This window comes from Catenovulum sediminis (assembly GCF_007289895.1).
GTDB lineage: Bacteria > Pseudomonadota > Gammaproteobacteria > Enterobacterales > Alteromonadaceae > Catenovulum > Catenovulum sediminis.
The window spans coordinates 109,537-131,072 of sequence record NZ_CP041661.1 but is presented as its reverse complement, the minus strand read 5'-3'; the positions used below and the strand labels follow the sequence as shown (position 1 = coordinate 131,072).

Here is a 21,536-nt window from a genome sequence, read left to right as displayed (position 1 = left end):
AAAAAGACAGTAAGACAATACATGGAATTACTCTAGGCGCATGCTTTGGTTTAGCATTTACTTAACGATATATTTTTCACGCGCTTTAGCTTGTGCGCGATCGTCCTTATTTAGTTGTTCATAAAATGCTTGAACTGCGCTCTTATATTCATTCGACTGACGCAAAATGTTTTCTTTGTTGTTTTTATTCCACTCATTCCACAGTTTGGCTAATTCTGCTTGTTTTTGTGGGTATTTATCCACCGCATTCACTTGTTCCGTTGGGTCATTAACCATGTCAAAATATGCACGGCCAACACCGGGTAAACCTTGCTGCATATATTTAGCTGTCATTGTACGCACAGCCCAGATATTGTCGGCCTCTTCTAAACGCCAGAATAAGGCATTATGCGGTGTTCCGGTTTTGCGTTTTGTCATGTATGGCTCTAAATTAACGCCGTCAAGCAAACCATCTGATGCATCTGCTTTTGCAATGGCAACAGACGTAGCTGCAATATCCAATGCAGATACAAGGCCATTAAATTTAAACCCTTTTTTAATTTTATTCGGCCAATGTGCGATAAACGGAACATGTACACCACCTTCCATTAATGCAACTTTGCCGTGGCGAAAGGGTGAATTATCAGCCCAGTCAAATTTCGGCCACCAAGTGTCTGGATATAAACCACCGTTATCCGATAAAAAGAATATTAGGGTGTTTTCATACTTGCCTTTTTCTTTTAATGCATCAACAACCATGCCTATACCTTGGTCCATTTCATCCACCATAGCGGCATAAATTTGGCGATTTTTGTTTTTGATATGTTTGTATTTATTAATGGTTTCTTGTGGTGCTTGTAATGGCGCATGTGGCGCATTGTATGCAATATACATCATAAAGGGTTCATCGCCGCTGCGTTTTATATATTTGGCGGCATCCCGGCTTAAAGCTGTGGTTAGGTACTCATCAAATTCAGCCGGTAGATTATTGCGCACTATAGGTGACCAATAACCATCCGGGCTGCCCACTTGCACTTGCCCTGGCATGTACATATGGCCGCCGTCTAAAAAACCATAAAAATAATCAAAACCTTGTTGATTAGGCTGAAATTTTGGCGCAGCGCCCAAGTGCCATTTACCAAAAATAGCGGTTTGATAACCCACTTTTTTTAAGCGCTCAGCAAAGGTTAATTCTTCTGTTGGTAAGCCCATGTGTGGATCAAACGGCGCGTACGATACGTTGTTTTCCATGCCAAAGCGAGCTTGATACCGCCCCGTTAATAAGCCTGCACGAGAAGGGCCACAATATGGATGTGTCACATAACCGTTTTCAAAAGTCACGCCATTTGCCGCGAGTTCATTTAGTCTGGGTGTTTGGATTTGTGTTGAGCCATTGGTGAACCCTACGTCGTTATATCCTAAATCGTCCGCTAAAATCACTATGATGTTGGGTCTATTATCGGCAATTGCGCTAAAGCTACCGCAAAGCGCGATTATCACGATAAAGCGTGTAAATAAGTTTGATAATTTCATATTAGTAAAACTCCCCAAGGGCTTTAAATGTGTAACGACTGCGGTTAATTTAATCTGCTTGATGATCACGAAAATCATCCATTCTGCGCATTGCTGCGCCTTCAAATTCGCGTTTTAACTGCCATAAAGGGCGTTCTAACGTGAGCTCCCATTCAAACAATTTTTTGTATAGTTGTTTAACGATTGTTGGGTGTTGGTTGGCAAGGTTTATTTGCTCAGCTTCGTCTTTAGCTATGTTATACAATTCGGCTGGACGATCAGGAAAGCGTAATAATTTCCAATCCATATAACGGATTGCCGCGCGGTTTTCTTTTTTCCAATACAAAGTTTTGTGTGGCCGCGATCGTGTTTTATTTTGCGCGTTATCTGTCAGGTAGGGCAGTAGATTAACCCCATCTAAGTGAGTAAATTCAGATAAATTAGCGCCTGCGACACTTAAAAACGTTGGCATTAAATCGAGCGTACTGACTGGGTATTCAAAACGAGTATTGGCGGGTAATTTTGCAGGCCAGCGAATTAGCATAGGGACTCGGATCCCACCTTCTAAATGATTGGCTTTAGTGCCGCTTAACGGATAGTTATTCGCGTAATTCTGATCAGTAGGTCCGCCATTGTCATTCACAAATACCACTAAGGTATTGTCGGCAATGTTTAGTTGTTCAAGTTTGTCGAACAATAACCCCAGTTGTTGATCCATGTTTAAGTTCATTGCGGCAAGTATTTTGCGCGTGCCGGTTAAATCTGGAAACGGTGCTAAATCTTCAGGTTTAGCTTGCATAGGGGCATGCACAGCTGTTAACGAAAGCACTGCAAAAAAGGGTTGTTTGGTATGCACCGAGCGGGAAATAAACTGGCTTGTTTCTTCAACAAGTGCATCGGTTAAATAACCTTGGTGTTCTTTATATCCTTTAAACCCGCGTTCCATGCGCTCGTTCTGACGGCTATTAAGCTCGTTTTCATCGTACGCATAATAACTGCGTGAACCGGTTCTAAAACCATAAAAATGATCAAAACCGCGGCGCATTGGATGATATTTATCATGATCGCCTAAATGCCATTTACCGATTAAACCTGTGCTATAACCTAACTGTCGCAGGTGGTCAGCTACCGTCAACTCAGACAAAGGCAAACCCATTTCGTTACCGGTTAAACCCGACTCACTCATATAGCCCGGAACGTTATTTTCTTCAAAACCAAATTTTTGCTGGTATTTACCTGTGAATAGCCCTGCGCGCGACGGGCCACAAACTGCAGCAGTCACATAAGCTTGTTTAAATAAAATGCCTTGTTTAGCAAACGCATCTAAATTAGGGGTTTTCATGGTTTTACTGCCATGAAAACCAAAATCGTGATAACCCGCATCATCTGAAATGATCAACAAAATGTTGGGTTGCTGTTCTGCTTTTACTGTAAAAGAAAATGTTAAATGTAAGCAAAATAAAGTGAGGTATAACTTGGTTTTAGACAATAAATACATGGTTTTTTCTCAGTGCTAATTAATATTTTTAGTGTTTTCAAACAAGGCAATGACACTAACTGGGTACCGATGACCCCATAAGTGTTAACCTTTAGCTAAAATCATGCTTTAAAAATCAGCTAAAATTTTATTTTTTTAAAAAGTTATTATTTTACAGAGGGATATGGGAATGCTTGCTTTATGGTTTTATAAAAAATAACGTGAAATTTTATTTTAGAAATAGGCTTTTGGCCTATATTTAAAGTTTAATTAAACCGCCGCCGTAAAATAGCGACACGTAAATTGAAGCGCTGTAACTTTAAGTTAGACACCGACTTGCATTTAGCATGAACCCAATTCAGGTTTGGCCAAATATAATGAGCTTAAAAAATAAATGATATATACAGAATTAGATTGGAACACTTTTCTCAGAGCCATCATTCCTTTTATTGCCGCTAATATATTTTTAATGGTACTGATTTATTTTACTATCGTCCGTTCACGTATTGGTAGCGCTTATCCGTTTTATGCAACGTTTATCAGCTGCATTATTTTGTTTTTATCGGGCCCGCTTATTAACATCATGCCCATTGATAATGCGAAACGCTGGTTTGATTTAGTTAGAAATGTTTTGTTATTTAGCGTTGGTATGCCGGCTCTGTTATATGGCCTGCTGATACAGGCTGAAATTAAAATTCGGCGTGAATTTTTTATTGTTGCTATCGCGCTGGGCGTAAGTTGGTCGGCTTTATTTATAATGGCGCCGCCTTTTTATTTTCACCACCTTGATCAATCTCCTTGGCCGCGATTGTTTGACAGCATTACCAATCAGCATATTTACCTGTCGCAAATTTTTGTTGTGACAATCCAACTGTTAATACCGAGTTTGTTTATACTGAGCCGACCCATTAAACGCTATGTAGAGGTTTTAGTATATGGTGTTTTGTTACTGTATACCTGCATATGCATTGGTAATGCGTTAGAACAATGGGGTGTTTATTATGGTGGTTCGGGTTTAACCGCGATTATTTGGGCGTGGGCCATATATCGTGATATTCAAATGACCAACGACAAAGTAAAGCAGCATTATTTACACCAAAACTCGCTTGCTATCGCGCAATACGCGGCACCGTTAAATACTAAATTTACCGAGTATTACCCCGCCAGCATTAACGAATCTTATCCTTTTAAAGAACGTGAAGCACTAATAGAAACCGTTAGCGCAGCCCGCAGTGGCTTGGTCGCTGGCCGGGTAACAAACTTATTGCAAGCGTTAAAAAGTTTTAGCCAGCACAATGTCGATACCTATCGGGTACGCGCTAAAGAAGTACTGTTTATGCTGTTTGATGCGTCAATATTCAACAGTGGCAACGCTGCAAATTTACTCGAACGGTTAGAAGACAAAGGGCAAACTTTAGAAACCACAACATCATTTAAAGATATTGATGAAATTATTCTGCAAGAAGCCAGCTTTTTAGCACAATTAAGCGGTGAAACTAATGAATCGCCTGCAGATACCGCCTTAGTCGATAAAATAAAAACATATATTTTAAGTCACTATAACCGTGATATCTCCATTAATGACATTGCCAATGAAATCGGCGCTAGCCGTTCACACATTACTAAAACATTTAAAAATATAACGGCGCAAACCATTAACCAGTATTTAATTGATGTGCGTATTAACAAATCTAAGGATTTACTAATAACCATGTCGGTAACAGAAACCGCATTTGAAGTAGGCTTTAATAACTCGGCCTATTTTTCGACTGTATTTAAAAAACAAACGGGCAAAACACCTAAAGAATATCAACAGTCGATTACAAGCGCTGAAAATGGCTAATGTAGCTTTGTCGATTTGGCTTGGTTTCTGTCCTAAAATATTGTTGCATTTTAGCCAACCAAGGCTTAAGTTTATGAAATGATTAATTTAAAACTAATTGGAATGGCGTTTATAAACTCAATTTTAAAAAGTTCTATACGCTCTTCTAATGAGTAAGCTGTTATACGCAAAGGAAATTATGCAACGTAATTTGATAGTCGCTGTAGTCATTGGAGCTTTCTTAGGAATTGTTATAGCGATTTCCAATATTGACGAGTCTTTTGTTGGTCTTTTTACTTCTATATTTTTATCGGTAGTGGCAGGACTTTTTACTGTTTATCTTATTAGAAACAAACCAAATTTATATGCACTAGTTGCCGTAATTACTTCCGCGCCATTTTTGCTTTGGGGTTACGGTTTGAATAGTGGTTTGGTTTACTTACTTGGTTTATCTCTAGTTTACGGAATTCTATCGGTTCAGCTTTTCCAAGCTTTAGGTATAGCCAAATCCAATTTTAACTATTTACTTCACAAGTTTAAAAGTCGTGAATAAATTTGCGTATAACAATCCAATTACTCCGACCTCAACTCGCTGCGCTCGTTTCGTCGGCATATTGGGGCGTTAGGGGCCCCATGGAATCGGATATTATTCACAAAAAAGATAGCGGTCATCTGATTGTTTTGTCTGTAGTAATGGCACTTCCCGCCAGCATTTTTTTGTGGCCGCTTTTTATTGCTGGAGTTACTACAAGGGCCATGGAGGTCGCTGTTTATATTTTCCCTGTATCGGCTTTCTTTATGTTCGTAATTTATAGGCTTTATAAAACATCGAAAAATAGAATTTTTCTAAGTCATAAGGGATTGCTGATAGAGGATTTGACCTCCGAATTTATTCCATGGTCTGACATCTTAAGTGTTGATGTAGTTGAGCAGCCGGTATATCGTGGCGCAACAGCCCATTGGCTCGTTTTAAAAACCAAATATGACGGTAAATTTTCAAGTAAATTTGTACGAAGAATGAATGATCATTTAGTGGGTGGTGGTGTTCCCTCATGCAATCTAACTGCGTATAAAGACCCTGTAGATTTAGTGTGGTCAAACATACAGGGAAGGTTAAAGCCCTAATAAATAAGGATATGTTGCGCGAACCCGCAACTTAATCCTATTGTTGGACCGTTTCTTTGCATCCTGCAATCACGGCATTAGTGCATCCTTGCACGTCACAAGCCCGGTGTTGAGTTCTGCTTATATAGGGAAATAAATAGGTTTGTCGTCATGGCTGACTTTTTTCAAGGCGAGTGAAGCTAGACCGTTTTCGGCCGTGATTTTTAAAGCATTGTTTTCATGTTAGTTTTTGTTTCTCCTGTCAGTTTGTTTAATGCTTTAGGTGAGCCATCATCCATGCAGCCGTAAACACTTCCTTGTTTTAACTCGTCACAACATTCATCCGTTTGCGTATCACGCCTGCGCGCACCATTTCATGATGGCAGCACGGGCAAGTAACCTTCGGCCTTGGTGTTCGTAATTTTGCGCCGTTTGAGTTTGGCATTGCCATGCAGCAATCCAATATTGCGACTGCGGCGAAACCCTTTGGGTAAGGTGTGTTTTATCACGCGCTAGAATATTTTTTTCAGCAATCACGCCGCGATATAAATAACGAGATAAATAAATGAGCGCCTTTTCACCTTGCCCGACATGCTGACAATCTGCTATCCAGCTTTTAGGTGAGCGTGGTACTTTGAGTTTTGCATCGGTTAAGGCTTGGTGCATTTTACCTCTAAAGACTTTGGCTAAATTTTGGGCATTAAACAAATAACGTCCGCGTTTTTGTTTAATCAGTTGCCCGGATTTATCCAGAGCCAGCGCAGGCACGATACAATGAACATGCGGATGAAATTCAAGTTGGCGAGAATGGGTATGTAACACGAGCGACACAAATGGTTAAATAGGCGCAGTCAAAGGCACAGCTTTAACTGGCGGGGTTTTAAAGATATGTTAAAGTATTTTCAAATAAAACCACTACGGGTCAGCAATCGGCAGATCTCGGTAGATTGGTATTAGGGGGCTTTGTGTTTTACACGGGCAATGATATTAATGAAGAGCCGGATACGGTGCTATTTTCAACATTAGGGCACGTCCGGATCTGTATGGGGGCGGCCCAGCAATGGGTCGTTCTACCATGACGCTGTATGGAAGCGGTATGTTGATAATCGGAACTATCTTACTTTTAATCATTGGCCTTATTCACTCCTATTTAGGCGAAAAATACATATTAATTCGTTTATTTCGACGTGAAGATTTACCTAAATTACTTGGAAGTGATTGGTTCACTAAACGTGTTCTAAGATTTGCGTGGCACTTAACTACTCTAGCTTGGTGGGGCTTTGCTGCTATTTTGTATGTTTTATCAACTCCAAGCGTAAATGTTAAAAATGAAATCCTTATAATAATTACCGTAGTATTTGCTTTAAGTGGCATTGTTTCATTGTTGTTTTCTCGTGGTAAACATTTATCATGGTTATTATTTTTTATAATTGCAGCAATGAGTTACTACGGAATAACATACAGCTAATAAATAAGGATATGTTGCGCGAAGCCGCACCTTAATCCTATTGTTGGACCGTTTCTCTGCATCCTGCAGTCACGGCATTAGTGCATCCTTGCACGTCACAAGCCCGGTGTTGAGTTCTTCTTATATAAGGAAATAAATCGGTTTGTCGTCATGGCTGACTTTTTTCAAGGCGAGTGAAGCTAGACCGTTGTCGGCCGTGATTTTTAACGCATTGTTTTCATGTTAGTTTTTGTTTCTCCTGTCAGTTTGTTTAATGCTTTAGGTGAGCCATCCTCCATGCAGCAAACCAATATTGCGACTGCGGCGAAACCCTTTGGGTAGGGTGTGTTTTATCACGCGCTAGAATATTTTTTTCAGCAATCACGCCGTGATATAAATAACGAGATAAATAAATGAGCGCCTGTTCATCTTGCCCGACATGCTGACAATCTGCTATCCAACTTGCCATTCGCTAGTAGTTATCGTTTAATAACAGTTAGTTATTTAAACGGTGATCTTTCTACAGAGGACTTTCACCTCATTAGTTAATACCCATGTCGGGCGTACACAAGAGGCTGCTGTCGGACTGGCAAAAATTCCGGCTTCGCCTCCACTTTTCCAGCCGCAGAGCAGAGCAGAGCGTTAGCATTGAGAAAGTTCATTATGAATATTTATATAAAAATCATTATCTGCCTATCCTTGGTTATTTCAATCGCTGTAAATTCGGAGGAGGTAGCCGACAATGAATACAATAATTATAGAGGTTTCAATCCAGATATTTCCGATGAGCACCCTGTGGAGTTTTTTCGACAGTATGCGATATTCATTCAGATGTATGATGAAAAGGTAATTGAACTATATTCTGATAGTGCTCAAATACTGGGATATACAGAACACGCGCACGGTTTAGAAAAATTTGGAGAGCTTACAGGTAAGGAGTGGAAGAAATCAGCGAGCGCGGCACTATGGATGTCAAGAAATACTGGTGATAAAATTACGTTCTCAAATGCAAGCTTTATAAAAATTGATAACGGATTTCGAATTAGTGCAGATCGGTACTCAGTAAAATCATGCTATACAGATTCTAGCTTTTATCTGGTTGTGAAATTTAATAAGGAGGGAAAATTGAAAATAATGAAAGAGTACTTTGAGGTAATTGCAGAGTCAAAATGCTAATAATGCCATCACGCATCGCCAGCAAGCTGGCTGGACAAACTTTTCGTCGTTTCTTTTGTGGCTTAGCGTTGTGCTACTACGAAATAACTAACTGCAATTTTTCCGCATATGGCAGGCATGACAGCGTGTGACCCAAACGCTATTAATTCTAAAGTGACAGTACCATCTTCATAACTGTAACCAAGTAATGTTAGTTGTTTTTCCATTTTAAACTTGCACACACGAAGAAATGATAAGTCGCCTTTTTTCTGTTCACCTAAATAAGGATCTTCTAAAAGGTCTCGGATAGCACTATCTAAATCAGTTTTTTGGTTATAATGCGTACCTGTTGTTTAAATTGATGTTGATTTTTGTCGTGCCATGCGATTAACACGCGTTTAAACGTAAAAAAATGGAAATAAAAATGAATTTTTTCAAAGTGAGTTTTCTTGGATTATTTTTGATTGGGCTATTGGCTTGCTCAGACAGCCTCCAACAAGCTGACCCAAACTTTACCCCTCAAAATACCCACAGAACTTTTACGGGGGCGAATAGCCCTGTTGTATTTATCGACGAAGCTCACAACAATTTTCTGACGGCAAGTGGCCGATATAGGCCGTTTGTTCAAGTTCTTAAGAGTGATGGTTACATAGTAAAATCCAACAAAAGTCGATTTTCATCAGGCAATTTGGATGGCGTTGATATACTGGTTATTGCTAATGCATTGGACAAAAAAAGAAATAACTGGAATCCTCCTTTTGCTGAAGCCTTAACCAATGAAGAAGTGTCAGCTATTAAAAACTGGGTATTAAAGGGCGGTTCGCTTTTTTTAGTTGCCGACCATACTCCATTTCCTAAAGCTATCGAAAATTTAGCTGACGAATTTGGCTTCAAATTCAGTAATGGTCACGTTGGTAACGCGATGTTTCGCGATAAGGACAAAACGCTCGGTGACCATGCTATCACTTCAGGAGTAAAGCGAGAAAAACAAAACTTATATCTACCCAGCGAGCTGACCAGCATTACCTGGGGAGCTTTGCAACCAAACCCCATAAAGCAAGTTAGAACATTTGGCGGTTCAGCTTTCAAATCACCATCTGAGGCTAAATCATTGTTAACTCTTGGAGAAAAAGCTGTTTCTATTGTCCCTGATGTACCTTTTCAAGTTAACCCTGATACTCCCAGAGTTTCTATGCGTGGTTGGAGTCAAGGTGCTGTATTAGAGATTGGGAAAGGTCGAGTAGCAGTATTTGCTGAGGGTATGATGTTTTCATCTCAAATAGATACTAAAACAGGGAAAACATTTGGCTTTGCTTCTATCGGCGCTGAACAAAATGAACGATTTTTATTGAACGTTATGGGGTGGCTTGCTGGCGCTATTTAGTTAATTTACGCACTGATTATGGCTTTGGCTTTGCTAGGGAGTCATTATGTCTATGTGTCAACAATAGGGGATAAAATGGAATTAAGTTGTGTTTTAATTGAACTTAAAAGTGGTAGCTTAGAAAAAGTACAAGAGTGGGCTAATTTTATTTTAGCTAACGAAGAAGAGGCTATAGCTACTTTGGCACATGAAAAAGTAACGATAGAGAGTTTCTTTTTAATAGATATTGGGGGTGTCGACTACTTGATTTGATCTGATCCGCTAACTCTGGACACTTAACTAAGCATTATTTTTCAATTCAAAATTCTCTGGGCTTAAATAGCCGAGTGAACTATGCCTTCTTGTTTTGTTATAATCAACTTCAATGTACTCAAAAACAGCTTGTTTCATGGTTTCGCGGTCCATGATTGGCTCGTACTGAATAGCTTCAACCTTCAGTGAATGGAAGAAACTCTCTGCACAAGCGTTGTCCCAGCAACAAGCTTTGCGGCTCATGCTTTGGATAAGCTGATATTTTTTAATCAGATCTCGATACGCATGAGAACAATACTGGCTGCCCCTATCACTATGGACGATGACTTTTTTTGGAAAACCACGACGATACAGTGCCATAGTCAACGCGTCACAAGCCAACTGAGCCGTCATTCGATTACTCATCGACCAGCCAATGACAGTACGTGAATACAAATCGATAATCACTGCCAGATATAACCAACCTTCACTTGTCATCAGATAGGTGATATCACCGACCCATTTTTGGTTAGGGCCCGTGGCATCGAAGTTCTGCTCCAACAGGTTTGGCGCTACAGGAAGCTGGTGATCGCTGTCAGTGGTTGTCTTGAATTTACGCGCTGCTTTTGCCACTAAATTTTGTCTACTCATGCTGTTCATAATCGTTTTTAAGTCTGCGTAATTCCCATCTTCCGCGAGGTCGACTTGAATACGTCGAGCGCCCGAGCGTTCTTTGCTCTGGACAAAAAGAGCTTTGATTTGCTCATCACGGCTTTGCTGTTTGAGTAATCGCGCACTCGGCTCTTTGCTTGACTTTCGCCACGCATAATACCCACTTCGCGTCACACCAAGCACAGTCGCCATTGATTTTAGGCGAAACTGGTGCTGGTGTTCGAGCATAAATTCGAATCGGCTTATTTTTGATTTTTCGCGAAGTAGGTGGCCGCCTTTTTTAGGATGTCTAAATCCTCGGCTTGATCAGCCAATTGGCGTTTTAACTTAGCAACTTCAGCTGCAAGCTCGGATTCGCGTTGGCTAATTGTGGACTTTTTCACAGTGGCAGTTCGCCAGCTATAGAGTTGCGATTCATAGATTTTAAGTTGCCTAGCCGCTTCAGCAACACCAACTCGTTCGGCTAGTTTCAGTGCTTCTGCTTTAAATTCAGCGGTGTAAGTCTTGCGGATCTTTTTAGTTGTCATATTCACCTCGTTAAGTCATTTTACTCACTTAGCGTGGTGTCCAAAAGTATTGGATCAGATCAATTGGTTATATGCGTGCGCCTTCAATGTCTAATGCACAAGAGGCTGTTAAAACTTCGGTCTCACAAATTGATCAAGTGCATAAAGCGTTTAAAAAAGAAACATGGTTGGGTGGAAAAGAAGCGACGTTACTTTTTGATCTTTCAAGAATAGGCAATGAGCAAAGTTTCGCATGACAAGGTGTTCTATCAACCAGTATTTAATTGATGTGCGTATAAACAAATCTAAGGATTTACTAATAACCATGTCGGTAACAGAAACCGCATTTGAAGTAGGCTTTAATAACTCAGCCTATTTTTCGACTGTATTTAAAAAACAAACGGGCAAAACACCTAAAGAATATCAACAATCGATTGCAAGTGCTGGGAATGGTTAATGTAGCTTTGTCGATTTGGCTTGGTTTCTGTCCTAAAATATTGTTGCATTTTAGTCAAACAAGGCTTAAGTTTATGAAATCATTAATTTAAAACTAATTGGAATGGAGTTCATAAACTCAATTTTAAAAAGTTCTATACGCTCTACTAATGATTAAGCATGTTATACATGAGAGGGAACTCAGATGAGCCTGAAAGATCACTTTGAATTGCTGTCCATATACAATCAATGGATGAATTCTAAAATTTACGAGTCTGCAAGTTCGCTCTCTGCAACAGACTTAACTGCGGATCGTGGCGCTTTTTTCGGTTCTATTCTTGGAACTCTGAATCACATCATCGTTGGTGACACCATCTGGCTGAAGCGGTTTGCCACCCATCCATCCTGTGTAGGGTCGTTGCAGGAGGTCGCTAACCTTCCAAATCCGACAAGCCTAAGCCAGATAATGTTTGAGGATATTGCTCGTTTATCTGAACATCGGGCTTGGCTTGACCGACAGATTATCAGCTGGGTAGCCGGGCTAACCGAAGGTGATCTGAATTTCGTTCTCTGCTACCACAACACCAAAGGGGTTTCGGCCAACAAGCGATATTCGAGTCTTGTTCTCCACTTTTTTAACCATCAGGCCCACCATCGAGGGCAAGTTTCTGTTTTATTATCACAAGCGGGTGCGGAAGTTGGAGTTACTGACCTATTGGCTCTGATTCCGGAGGAAACTCATGTATAACAAAAAGCAGCACGCGAATAAAATTACTCGCTACGCTCCCAATTTACCGGTGAGTTTGGCGTTAGCATTGAGAAAGTTCATTATGAATATTTAGATAAAAATCATTATCTGCCTATCTTAAAGCAAAGTTAAATTATGTTGAAATTAAAAAGGAAGTTAAATGTATTGGGTAGAAATTATTAGTTTTGTATTGTTCGTTGTTTTAATGTTCATCGGGTATAAAGCAAACAAACGAAACATTATGCTTTTAGCATCAATAGTGCTGCTAATTGGTTTAGCTGGTGAAGATTTTATATCAGGGGTTTCAGAAGGATATAAAGATGCTACTGCTAGCAGCAGTGTTTTATAACAAAAACATCATGGTGGGAATTTTACTCGCTGGCCTTCGGCCAAAGCGCTTATAAAATCTCTATATGTTAAGCGCTATATTTCTAGGGGGATTAGGCGTTGGATTCACTAAAGTTAAGCGATTACCTACATTCAAGACCTTCACCAAAAGGGATTGATGTTCTATGTAAACTTAAGCACTTTGCGATAATTACTTACGCAGTAGATCCTTCAAGGTTTGATGGGCTTTTCCCAGATCGTTTTAAGTTGGATACTGTCGAAATTAATGGAGTAGAAAAAGCTCTAATTTCAGTTGTCCCATTCATCGATGTTGATTTTACTTCCGCTGTTTATCCATTTCCAAAATTTACTATGGGTCAAACCAATTATCGAATCTATATAATCGATAACGAAACAAACGAACGCTGTGTTTGGTTTCTAGGCACAACATTGGATTCATGGACGCTAGCAGTTCCAAGAATTTTATGGAACTTACCTTGGTATTCAGGTGAAGTTAAATTCGACTGTGATTTCGATGAATCGCAAAGAATTTACCGTAAATATAAAATGACAACGGATGCTAGCTGGGCGCCTGCCAATGTCGAGTTGTCTCAAACAACAGGTGCTGAAATTAAGCTTGAAGGGTTTCCAGATACTGAAACAGGGCTTGTGTATTTAACTCACCCATTGGCTGGTTTTTACCATCGTCGCGATGGTAAATTGGGAACTTATCGTGTTTGGCACAAACAGCTAGAGGTTTCTTCAGCAAACCTGAAGTCAGCAAATTTTGGTTTGTTAACTCGTTTAGGCTTAGTGACTGAAGAGGAGCAACAAATTGCACATAGCGTACTTGTTGAACCAATAAATGAATTTACTATTTATTTGCCGCCTAAAGTGGTGAAATAATAAACAAGGATAAGTTGCGAAGCCGCAACTTAATAATCCTATTGTTGGACCGTTTCTCTGCGTCCTGCAGAGATTGGGAAAGGTCGAGTAGCTTTTTTGCCAATATTAGGTAAACGAGGGTTTCATATTGTTCATATCGAAAAGCATTGGTTAGAAATACCCTAAGTATGCCAAGGCAATCATTCAAGCTTATGATGTTTTAAGAAAGGTTGAATGCAAAACGCCAGAAGAGTTAAAGCAGTACTTTAGTAGTTTAGACAACTTCAAATATAAAGATAAATGGTATGTGATCGATATATCAGGCAATAACATTCGGTTAATGGTATTTATTGAATTTAGGGCCGGTAAGATGTTTGTCAAACATGTCGTTAATCACCCTGATTATGATCGGCACGAGCCACTAATTGATATGCTATCCATGAGCATTGAAAAATATGAAAATACAGCCGACGAGTTTCAAGCGTTTAATGACGAATTGAAACAACTGAATTCAGGCGTTGCGGCGTTATCTGTTTTAATGGATCAGTACAAACTTAATACTACCGATTTTGAAAATGAAATTGGTAAAAAAAGTCTTGTTTCAATGATATTAAATGGAAAGCGCCCATTGAACCTAAATCATATTCGTAAACTATCAGAGCGCTTTAACCTTCCTCCACAAACTTTTATTTAATATGCCAAATGTTGGGATTCGTCTAGGCTCATGCCAACCTACCATACATGGAAATTAGAACGGTTTTATTTAACTTATGGCTTTATGATTCTTCTATTGCTCATAAAAAAATGTGTCAGATCGCGCCGCTCATAACAAATACTCCATATGTTTTACTAATAGCGCTTTATTAACAGTGCTTTATTAATTGCATTTTATTAAAAGTAAAAAGGTTGGAGTATTAAAATGGCAAAATGCCTTAAACAAAAAATGCTGTTTGTTATCGGTTTGCTCGCGCTGACGGCTTGTAGTCAAAATATTATCGATGAGCCAAGCAAAGAGATTCAGGCCAATAAAAACAAACAGCCACCCAATATTTTGTGGATCATCACGGACGATCACCGCCCCGATTCTATCCGAGCTTATAACCGCGCGGTATATAATCAAGATGACAGCCCGTTAGGTTATGTAGAATCACCCAATACAGATCGCTTGGCAGCCGAAGGTGTGTTGTTTACTAATGCCTTTTCTAACTCACCTGTTTGTGCCCCGTCTCGAGCTTCGATGCATTCAGGTCGTTATCCATTTCGGCAAAGCCGATTAGCATTCGAAATGTCGCACCAGGGGCCCGATTTTGTTAAACCACTTGTATCACAACACCTTAAATCAGCCGGTTATGGCGCTGCGGTCTTTGGTAAAGATGATCATTATGTATTTAGATGGGGGCCGGGTCAGGGCTTTTATAATATTGATGAATTGTTTGATACCCGAGTGCATTTTAAACACGACATTCAAAAATATGAACTTGGCGATATATATGTAAAAGCGGGCTACGACAAAATAGACGGCAAACTAGCCATCACTGGCTTAACGGAAGTCGTGCAATATGCGGATGGTTCAATACGGCAATATCATGTCCGCCGCAATAATACGGATTTAACCGCAGATGATTTAGCGCATATAAAACAAACAGATGAAGAGTTCGATATATTGCGAGCTTACACCCGAGGCAGCAATAAAACCATTATTGGTGGCGTTAATCCGAACCCGAAAAACGATACAATTGATGCAAAAATTGTACGTGAATTAAGACACTTTTTACAAAATGAAAATCAGCAATACAACACATTAGCAGGCCACCCGCGAAAGGGCGTTGATTCATCAAAACCTTTGTTTTTAAACCTTGGATTGCATTTACCTCACACCCCAGTTTTACCGCCAAAATCAATCAGAGCACGTTTTAGTAATAAAAAGTATAAGTTGCCAGAATTTGATGAAGCTGAATTTAACAAGCTACCACTTCAGTTACAAAAAATTTATCGTGCTATGAAGATAGATGGCATCACGGATGAAGAAAAACAACAAGCCATTCAAGACTATTACGCTTTTGCTGCACATGGTGATGAGCTCATTGGTGAAGCGGTTAAGGCGTTTAAAGACTATAGTCGTAAACATAATCAAGAGTGGGTTATTATTTATACGATAGGGGATCATGGCTGGCATTTGGGGGAAAATGGGATCGCCGGTAAAACAGGACCATGGCAGCAATCTGTCGCCAACGCCGTGATTATGGCTGCGTCAGATAAATCATTATTGCCTCAAGGCACAGTGAATCGGGATTTGGTGGAATTTGTAGACTTTGCACCCACTATGATGTCACTGGCTGGAATTAATATTAAACAAGCTGAATATAATTATTTGGACGGACAAAACTTAATCGAGGTTGCCAACAAAAACGCCTTAAAACGAGAATACATTCTGGGCGAAACCAGTGTCGTGAGTGGTCCGCGTGCGTATTTGCATTCTAAACGATTCCGCTTTTCAATGCGTACCCGGCCTTACTACCAAGCTGTGCCAGATAGCGATATTGGTAAAAATATTAAATGGGGATTAGAAGCTGACGACGCAGAGGTAGACATGGCGTTATATGATTTAGCAAAAGATCCTTTAGAGCGTAATAACCTTGCCTACGATCCTGAATATAAGCCACTTGCTAAATGGTTCAGGCAAAAATTAGGCAATATTGTTTTAGGTGATGGACGGATTGAAGCAGACTGGTCACAAGAAAACCACTACGTGGTATCCAATTTTGCAAAAGGGGCAGATGACAAAAAACTAAATATCCCACAACACCTAATACCTTTTTGACGTACTCGTTTGAAGTACTAATTTGAAGTACTAGTTTGAAGCAATAAAAGGCGAGATTAAATTCAATAATCAAAAAAAGCGCCAAAAAAAAAGCGCCAATAAGGCGCTTTTGGGTTAACCAGTTTTATTCAGGGGACTACTAAATTATTTAGTGATTTCAACGACCATCACTTCATTGGTATTTGAGTGATAAGGCGATTCGTCGTTAGTTGATTCTAACGTTTTATCTGTTGTGTATTTTTCAAAATCTTCGTCAAGCACTAGGGTTGTTCCTGCGATATCAGAATATAATTTAACATCATCAATATAAAACGCTGTTGGTACTGTGGCATCGTTATCTGCCAGTTTGAAGCTTAAATATTGCAAACCATCTTTCGTTAACGAAAGATCAGTCGACGCAGCAGCAAATGCAGCTGGGGTCACAGCAACACCGTTAATTTTAGCGGTAATCATTGGCTGCACTGTATCACTGGCATTGGTTGCATCCCAGGTGAATTCAACATCAACCCATTCGTCACCGGTGAATGTGGCCGCAACATCAATGTCATCCTGATTACGGATTTCGTAAGTACCTTCATTCATGCGCAGTTCAATTAAATCTTTACCCGTGCTGACAGAGCTGCCGTACAAACCAATATATGCGTCTTTAAAATCAGTGTCGTTGTCATTCGGGTTGTTATTTTGTGCACCGGCTTCTTTTCTAAACGAAAGGGTTAATTTACCAGCCACAATTGGGTCGATGTCAACATCTGCTAATTTAAGACGTAGCTCACCGGTATCACCGTCTTCCGTGTCGGTTATTTTGGCGACTTTGCTGGTTGTTGAAGTAACCGTTGGGCCGGTAATGGTGACTACCATTGCAGTGCTTGTGCCATCTGCAGATTCAATTGTGATGCTGTCTGTTAAAGTATCAGATTGTGATGCTAAAGCTGCAACATCAGTATGGCTGGTGGTTAAGGTATAAACCCAAGCACCATTATCATCTATTGAAAATGTACCATAAGTTGTGCCTTGACTGACCTGGCTTACAATGGTCGCTTCGCCAGAATCAGGATCCGTTACTGCTACCGTACCGGTAATATCTGCACTTGTGTCATTGACAATTGTTGCGGCTAAATCGCCGGCAAATGTTGCGGCGGTATTGACTGGCGTGGTATCAACACCAGAAATAGTCACTTTAATGGTGGCTGCGGTACCATCAACAGATGTAACAGTAATGCTATCTGTTAACGTTTCACTTGCGCTGGAAAGTGCCGCAACTGCCGTATTGCTGGTATCTAGTGTATAACTCCAGCTACCATCTTCAGCTAAACTAAATGTACCGTAGCTGGTTGCCGTTGCAGATTGAGCCGTCGCTTTGTCTTCATCTGCGTCAACATCTGTTACGGTTAAAGCACCCGTTAAATCCGCACTTGCATCGACTGCAATTGAGCCGGATAACTGACCAGAAATAACAGCCGGGGTATTAACTGGTGGATTTTGATTGTCGTCGCCATTGTCATTATCATCATCGTCGCCGCCAATATCCAAACTACAGGCTGAAAGTGAAACAATCATAGCCAGTGTGATTAGGTTTTTTTTCATTTCCATCGTTTGTTCCTCTACTTTTTTCCGCTACGGAATATTTGTTAGTGTTGTGTCAGGGTTTATTAATCATTTAAAAATGAATCGTTTTTTAATTAATCTTGTGCCGCTTCCGACTCCGCCGGAGACAAAGGATGCGAAACTAATCTAATGTTATCGAAAAATGCTTCTGTACCTTCCGCCGGCGCGCCGAGATAACTGAGTTCAAATTGGTCAACACGGATCTCAGTTCCGTTGGTCGATTTAAATTGTGCAAATACCGTTAATGCGGTATTTGCACCACTATTAAAGTTAAGGGTATCTTGATAAAAACTATCATCACCTTTATCTGTTCCGGCACTTTTTAGCGCAGAATAAACAGATTCTTTATTGGCAAGCCAAGCGGTTGTGTTGCTGATATCCGCATCGGTAGAAGCCCCAAAGACGATCGAAGAATCGTTGTCATCTTCTTTGTAAAGGTTGTAAATTGACAGACTATAATCAGTGTTTGACTCTACTGCGATGGTTTGGGCGATATACGGATTATGCGGCGTTCCGGTATCTTCACCGGCGTTCCATTTAAACTTAATAGAGCCATCTGCGCCGCCTGCTGAGTTGCTTGAATCTTGAACCTGACCTAAACCTCTACCTTCTACGACAATCCAGTCGTCTTGGTCTTCATCGAAATTCGGGTTGATAATCGGCGCTTTATTGGTGACAAAATCATCAACCATGGCGGTAATCACGGCCGAAGTTGCATTACCTGAATTAAAGCTTACCGCTTCAAAACCATAAGACGTTGAACTTCTTTCTGCTGCATACGTTTGCCCATCTACCGTAATGGCGAGTTTTGCTGCACCTTTCATAAATGCAGACAAGGTATAATTTGTATTGGCGTGCAAGTTTACTGTTTGGGTCACGTTGGCTGCGCTGCTATCTAGTTTTAAGCTTTTGCCGCGAGAAAAAACTTCGTCGCTTGCTGTGGTAATGGTCGCACCATTGTTTGTCCAACCGGTAAAATCACCCGTGTCAAAATCGTGATTTACAATATTGACGTTTTCGACATAAATCTTGCCTGGGGTTGGGCGATAGTTTTTTGGGCCTACATCCGCTGGGCTTTTGGGAGCCAGCAAAATCGCATCAGAAGAAATTTCATCCGCACCGGCGCGAAGTGCAACCGCGGCTGAACGGGGTTGTCCGTCCATATCGGATGTTGGCATCGTAAAATCACCGGTATTTATAATTGCGGCCGTTAAACTTGGGCTATTTGTAGTGGGGCGATATAAACCATCTGTGCTTTTTTCTAACTCAGCATCGACTTCAACAAAACCCGAAATGGCAGTTAAGGTGTCTTGGTCGGTTAAAGATTGGCCAAACACATAGTTGCCATCATAAGTAGAGTTGGCGGGCATATCTTCGCCATTCGTTCGAATCACTGGGCCAATTGCATCTGCAATAATATTATTTACAAAATAAATATTTTCAGGGGCTTCGTCATTTTTACCACCGTAGACATTCAAACTGTTTACACTGTCTACTATGGTGTTGTGGGCAATAAATACATTCTCGACATTTTGGTAACCATTATCTGTGTCACCTGCTCCATCGCCTGTGGTTAAAACGATGCCTCCGTTCCAGTTTGAACTTAAATAGCGCGCACCTTCTATATAGTTGTTGGTTACGATATGGCCGTCATCAACTAATCGAATACCACCAGCGAACGGGTTGTCATCACCAAAAATAAAATTGTTACTGATGGTGGCTTCTGCACCGTGGCGGGTTACGATTGAACCGTTACTATCGCGTACCGTGTTGTTACGAATAATATTATTGGCCGATTTGTTTGAAATGATTTCAGCTTCACCCTGAATGCGCTCAAAGTAATTGTTTTCTACAATAGAATAAGAAGGGGCTGAATGTGTGGTGCTTAAACCTAAACGAATGCCTTCGTATTCGTTATCACTGCTGCCTGCATAGGCTTGACCAAACGCGGGTGGACGATCACCAAAATAGTTGTGGTCTATTTGCGCGTAATCAGCAGGGAAGCCATTTGTATTAAAATCACTTTCTGAGGTCCAGCGGGGCAGTACCATGAGTGCACCACGCGACTCTTTACCCGAAAACCAACTATGGTCAACACGATTATGATGGCCATAAAATTCAATCCATTTTGAGCTACTATAGTCGCCGCCATCCATATCAATAATCGAGACCTCTGTTACGCGGCAGTAGCTACATTCGGTTTCTTTTTCAAATTTTATAATGGAGCTGCCTGATTCTCCGTCCCGAAAAACAAAACCTTGTAATACGATGTATTCGCCACCTAAACGCGCAGATATTTCGCCGCCGGTAATAATTGCCTGACCCGGATTCTCTGCTGCTACCGTAATCGGTTGTGCTTTTGTACCTATGCCTTCTACCCGTAATTCAAGATCACCTGTATAAGTACCATCGGCTAAACATAAAGTATCACCGGCGACTAAATCTTCCGCCGCATCTTCTAGTGCTGAAATTGAACTGACCACTTGAGTACAATTGACATCAGGTACGCTGTCTCCACCAGAAACCGGTGTTGTATCAACTACGACCGGATCAACGCCGGTAATGGTGATCACTAATTCAGCCGTTGTGCCATCTACTGAGCTGACTGTTATTTTGTCGGTTAGCGTTTCACTTGCCGATGCCAAAGCCGCAACAGAGCTTTCAGTTGTATCTAATTTATATGTCCACTCACCCTCGACGTTAATAGAGAATGTGCCGTAGGTTGTGGTGATATCAGTTTCAGCGATAGCGGCTTCTTCGTCATCGCTGTCGGCATCATGAATGTAAATTTCACCTTCAACTTCGTCTGATTGTGTATTTGTGATGGTTTTTTCTAAACCTGAAATTGAAGCTGGGGTATTTGTTGGTTTGTCTACCCCAACAATGGTAATCATGATTTGATGACTGCTTCCGTCAGCAGACGTTACGGTAATCGTATCGATGATTGAATCAGTTTTTGAATCTAGCGTGCTGACGTCTGGATGGCTGGTATCTAATGTGTAAGTCCATGAACCTTGTTTTGAGATTGAAAAATGACCGTAGGTGGTTATTTCGCCGTTTAATTCTTTAAAATAAGCCTCACCCTCGTCATCATCCGTCACATAAAGAGAGCCGGTTAAATCTTGTGAAACGTCTACACTAAGTGATTTGGTATCTTCGCCTGTGATAACTGCGGGGGTATTTTCTTCATTTGTATCATCATTGATATCGAATTCAACACACGCAGCCAGCGACATCATCATTGACAGGGTGATCATGTTTTTCTTTATTAGTTTACGGTTCACTCGATTCTCCTTATGCTTGTCATTTTTTTACTCCCTTAAGTGCACTTGTGTGCTAATGGTCATTTTGGCCGACGTGGGAGTGCTGGTTAAATCTGATTTTTTTCAAAATATAAAATTGTTAGCGCTGATAAAATATAACAAA

20 protein-coding genes and 2 pseudogenes are annotated in these 21,536 nt (G+C 40.5%); 14 read left to right on the top strand and 8 right to left on the bottom strand.

Annotated elements, in window-relative coordinates; all coding sequences use genetic code 11:
• Positions 1-57: 57 nt before the first annotated feature.
• Together FNT16_RS18135 and FNT16_RS18130 are read right to left on the bottom strand one after the other, a co-directional pair.
• Positions 58-1,512 carry a sulfatase-like hydrolase/transferase gene (locus FNT16_RS18135; RefSeq protein ID WP_143873193.1) on the bottom strand — a complete coding sequence of 485 codons (1,455 nt, stop codon included), beginning with the start codon at positions 1,510-1,512 and terminating at the stop codon, positions 58-60.
• Positions 1,513-1,561: 49 nt separating this feature from the next.
• Complete coding sequence (locus FNT16_RS18130; RefSeq protein ID WP_143873191.1) at positions 1,562-2,989, bottom strand: sulfatase-like hydrolase/transferase; 1,428 nt, start codon at positions 2,987-2,989, stop codon at positions 1,562-1,564.
• Positions 2,990-3,362: 373 nt separating this feature from the next.
• On the opposite strand from FNT16_RS18130, the gene FNT16_RS18125 reads away from it, so the two are divergent.
• The 3 genes from FNT16_RS18125 (at position 3,363) to FNT16_RS18115 (ending at position 5,915) form a co-directional block, all read left to right on the top strand.
• Entirely contained in the window at positions 3,363-4,811 is a 1,449-nt protein-coding gene (locus FNT16_RS18125; RefSeq protein WP_143873189.1) for a helix-turn-helix transcriptional regulator, read from the top strand.
• Positions 4,812-4,989: 178 nt separating this feature from the next.
• Positions 4,990-5,343 carry a hypothetical protein gene (locus FNT16_RS18120; RefSeq protein WP_143873188.1) on the top strand — a complete coding sequence of 118 codons (354 nt, stop codon included), beginning with the start codon at positions 4,990-4,992 and terminating at the stop codon, positions 5,341-5,343.
• A gap of 80 nt (positions 5,344-5,423) precedes the next feature.
• A complete protein-coding gene (locus FNT16_RS18115; RefSeq protein ID WP_143873186.1) occupies positions 5,424-5,915 on the top strand; it encodes a hypothetical protein in 492 nt (163 codons plus the stop codon).
• A 333-nt stretch (positions 5,916-6,248) separates the two neighbouring features.
• Here FNT16_RS18115 and FNT16_RS18110 read toward each other — a convergent pair whose 3' ends face one another.
• Positions 6,249-6,716, bottom strand: coding sequence for a transposase (locus tag FNT16_RS18110; RefSeq protein ID WP_185976795.1), 468 nt, complete (start codon positions 6,714-6,716; stop codon positions 6,249-6,251).
• A 238-nt stretch (positions 6,717-6,954) separates the two neighbouring features.
• Between FNT16_RS18110 and FNT16_RS18100 the strand changes: the two genes are divergently transcribed.
• Entirely contained in the window at positions 6,955-7,362 is a 408-nt protein-coding gene (locus tag FNT16_RS18100) for a hypothetical protein (RefSeq protein WP_342779178.1), read from the top strand.
• A 276-nt stretch (positions 7,363-7,638) separates the two neighbouring features.
• On the opposite strand, the pseudogene FNT16_RS18095 reads toward FNT16_RS18100, so the two are convergent.
• A pseudogene (locus FNT16_RS18095) lies at positions 7,639-7,801 on the bottom strand (transposase); the annotation flags it as partial.
• Positions 7,802-8,004: 203 nt separating this feature from the next.
• On the opposite strand from FNT16_RS18095, the gene FNT16_RS18090 reads away from it, so the two are divergent.
• A complete protein-coding gene (locus FNT16_RS18090) occupies positions 8,005-8,517 on the top strand; it encodes a hypothetical protein (protein WP_143873181.1) in 513 nt (170 codons plus the stop codon).
• Positions 8,518-8,579: 62 nt separating this feature from the next.
• Here the strand turns inward: FNT16_RS18090 and FNT16_RS18085 are convergent.
• Positions 8,580-8,825 (bottom strand): annotated as a pseudogene (locus FNT16_RS18085) (type II toxin-antitoxin system RelE/ParE family toxin); the annotation flags it as partial.
• A gap of 95 nt (positions 8,826-8,920) precedes the next feature.
• Between FNT16_RS18085 and FNT16_RS18080 the strand changes: the two are divergent.
• Together FNT16_RS18080 and FNT16_RS20465 are read left to right on the top strand one after the other, a co-directional pair.
• On the top strand, positions 8,921-9,880 hold the full coding sequence (locus FNT16_RS18080; protein ID WP_143873179.1) for a DUF4350 domain-containing protein: 960 nt from the start codon (positions 8,921-8,923) through the stop codon (positions 9,878-9,880).
• Between the two features lie 75 nt (positions 9,881-9,955).
• Positions 9,956-10,132 carry a DUF6176 family protein gene (locus tag FNT16_RS20465; RefSeq protein WP_185976794.1) on the top strand — a complete coding sequence of 59 codons (177 nt, stop codon included), beginning with the start codon at positions 9,956-9,958 and terminating at the stop codon, positions 10,130-10,132.
• Positions 10,133-10,159: 27 nt separating this feature from the next.
• Here FNT16_RS20465 and FNT16_RS18075 read toward each other — a convergent pair.
• Positions 10,160-11,310, bottom strand: a protein-coding gene (locus FNT16_RS18075; RefSeq protein ID WP_143873177.1) for an IS3 family transposase whose coding sequence is annotated in 2 segments (ribosomal slippage) — positions 10,160-11,067 and positions 11,067-11,310 — 1,152 coding nt in all. Because the reading frame shifts where the segments join, the coding sequence is not laid out codon by codon here.
• 86 nt (positions 11,311-11,396) lie between these two features.
• Between FNT16_RS18075 and FNT16_RS20460 the strand changes: the two genes are divergently transcribed.
• From FNT16_RS20460 to FNT16_RS18045, 7 genes are all read left to right on the top strand, one after another.
• A complete protein-coding gene (locus FNT16_RS20460) occupies positions 11,397-11,546 on the top strand; it encodes a hypothetical protein (protein WP_185976793.1) in 150 nt (49 codons plus the stop codon).
• On the top strand, positions 11,543-11,746 hold the full coding sequence (locus tag FNT16_RS18070; protein ID WP_143873175.1) for a helix-turn-helix domain-containing protein: 204 nt from the start codon (positions 11,543-11,545) through the stop codon (positions 11,744-11,746). The genes FNT16_RS20460 and FNT16_RS18070 overlap by 4 nt, the downstream gene beginning before the upstream one ends.
• A gap of 183 nt (positions 11,747-11,929) precedes the next feature.
• Complete coding sequence (locus FNT16_RS18065) at positions 11,930-12,472, top strand: DinB family protein (RefSeq protein ID WP_143873173.1); 543 nt, start codon at positions 11,930-11,932, stop codon at positions 12,470-12,472.
• A 160-nt stretch (positions 12,473-12,632) separates the two neighbouring features.
• Entirely contained in the window at positions 12,633-12,821 is a 189-nt protein-coding gene (locus FNT16_RS18060) for a hypothetical protein (protein WP_143873171.1), read from the top strand.
• Between the two features lie 98 nt (positions 12,822-12,919).
• Positions 12,920-13,705 (top strand): YqjF family protein, encoded by a 786-nt coding sequence (locus tag FNT16_RS18055; RefSeq protein WP_143873169.1) that lies wholly within the window; start codon positions 12,920-12,922, stop codon positions 13,703-13,705.
• A 178-nt stretch (positions 13,706-13,883) separates the two neighbouring features.
• Positions 13,884-14,378: a type II toxin-antitoxin system HigB family toxin gene (locus FNT16_RS18050; RefSeq protein WP_185976814.1), complete on the top strand. Its 495-nt coding sequence runs from the start codon at positions 13,884-13,886 to the stop codon at positions 14,376-14,378.
• Between the two features lie 225 nt (positions 14,379-14,603).
• Positions 14,604-16,505 carry a sulfatase-like hydrolase/transferase gene (locus tag FNT16_RS18045; protein WP_246072573.1) on the top strand — a complete coding sequence of 634 codons (1,902 nt, stop codon included), beginning with the start codon at positions 14,604-14,606 and terminating at the stop codon, positions 16,503-16,505.
• A 144-nt stretch (positions 16,506-16,649) separates the two neighbouring features.
• Here FNT16_RS18045 and FNT16_RS18040 read toward each other — a convergent pair whose 3' ends face one another.
• Both FNT16_RS18040 and FNT16_RS18035 read right to left on the bottom strand, forming a co-directional pair.
• Entirely contained in the window at positions 16,650-18,095 is a 1,446-nt protein-coding gene (locus FNT16_RS18040) for a VCBS domain-containing protein (protein ID WP_143873165.1), read from the bottom strand.
• A gap of 89 nt (positions 18,096-18,184) precedes the next feature.
• Positions 18,185-21,394, bottom strand: a complete 3,210-nt coding sequence (locus FNT16_RS18035; RefSeq protein ID WP_246072572.1) for a chondroitinase-B domain-containing protein — start codon at positions 21,392-21,394, stop codon at positions 18,185-18,187.
• Positions 21,395-21,536 lie beyond the last annotated feature (142 nt).

What these genes read in the sequence shown, in the direction of transcription:
- FNT16_RS18135 (WP_143873193.1), bottom strand. Translation starts at nt 1,512, where the DNA reads ATGAAATTATCAAACTTATTTACACGCTTTATCGTGATAATCGCGCTT.
- FNT16_RS18130 (WP_143873191.1), bottom strand. Translation starts at nt 2,989, where the DNA reads ATGTATTTATTGTCTAAAACCAAGTTATACCTCACTTTATTTTGCTTA.
- FNT16_RS18125 (WP_143873189.1), top strand. Translation starts at nt 3,363, where the DNA reads ATGATATATACAGAATTAGATTGGAACACTTTTCTCAGAGCCATCATT.
- FNT16_RS18120 (WP_143873188.1), top strand. Translation starts at nt 4,990, where the DNA reads ATGCAACGTAATTTGATAGTCGCTGTAGTCATTGGAGCTTTCTTAGGA.
- FNT16_RS18115 (WP_143873186.1), top strand. Translation starts at nt 5,424, where the DNA reads ATGGAATCGGATATTATTCACAAAAAAGATAGCGGTCATCTGATTGTT.
- FNT16_RS18100 (WP_342779178.1), top strand. Translation starts at nt 6,955, where the DNA reads ATGGGTCGTTCTACCATGACGCTGTATGGAAGCGGTATGTTGATAATC.
- FNT16_RS18090 (WP_143873181.1), top strand. Translation starts at nt 8,005, where the DNA reads ATGAATATTTATATAAAAATCATTATCTGCCTATCCTTGGTTATTTCA.
- FNT16_RS18080 (WP_143873179.1), top strand. Translation starts at nt 8,921, where the DNA reads ATGAATTTTTTCAAAGTGAGTTTTCTTGGATTATTTTTGATTGGGCTA.
- FNT16_RS20465 (WP_185976794.1), top strand. Translation starts at nt 9,956, where the DNA reads ATGGAATTAAGTTGTGTTTTAATTGAACTTAAAAGTGGTAGCTTAGAA.
- FNT16_RS20460 (WP_185976793.1), top strand. Translation starts at nt 11,397, where the DNA reads ATGTCTAATGCACAAGAGGCTGTTAAAACTTCGGTCTCACAAATTGAT.
- FNT16_RS18070 (WP_143873175.1), top strand. Translation starts at nt 11,543, where the DNA reads ATGACAAGGTGTTCTATCAACCAGTATTTAATTGATGTGCGTATAAAC.
- FNT16_RS18065 (WP_143873173.1), top strand. Translation starts at nt 11,930, where the DNA reads ATGAGCCTGAAAGATCACTTTGAATTGCTGTCCATATACAATCAATGG.
- FNT16_RS18060 (WP_143873171.1), top strand. Translation starts at nt 12,633, where the DNA reads ATGTATTGGGTAGAAATTATTAGTTTTGTATTGTTCGTTGTTTTAATG.
- FNT16_RS18045 (WP_246072573.1), top strand. Translation starts at nt 14,604, where the DNA reads ATGGCAAAATGCCTTAAACAAAAAATGCTGTTTGTTATCGGTTTGCTC.
- FNT16_RS18040 (WP_143873165.1), bottom strand. Translation starts at nt 18,095, where the DNA reads ATGGAAATGAAAAAAAACCTAATCACACTGGCTATGATTGTTTCACTT.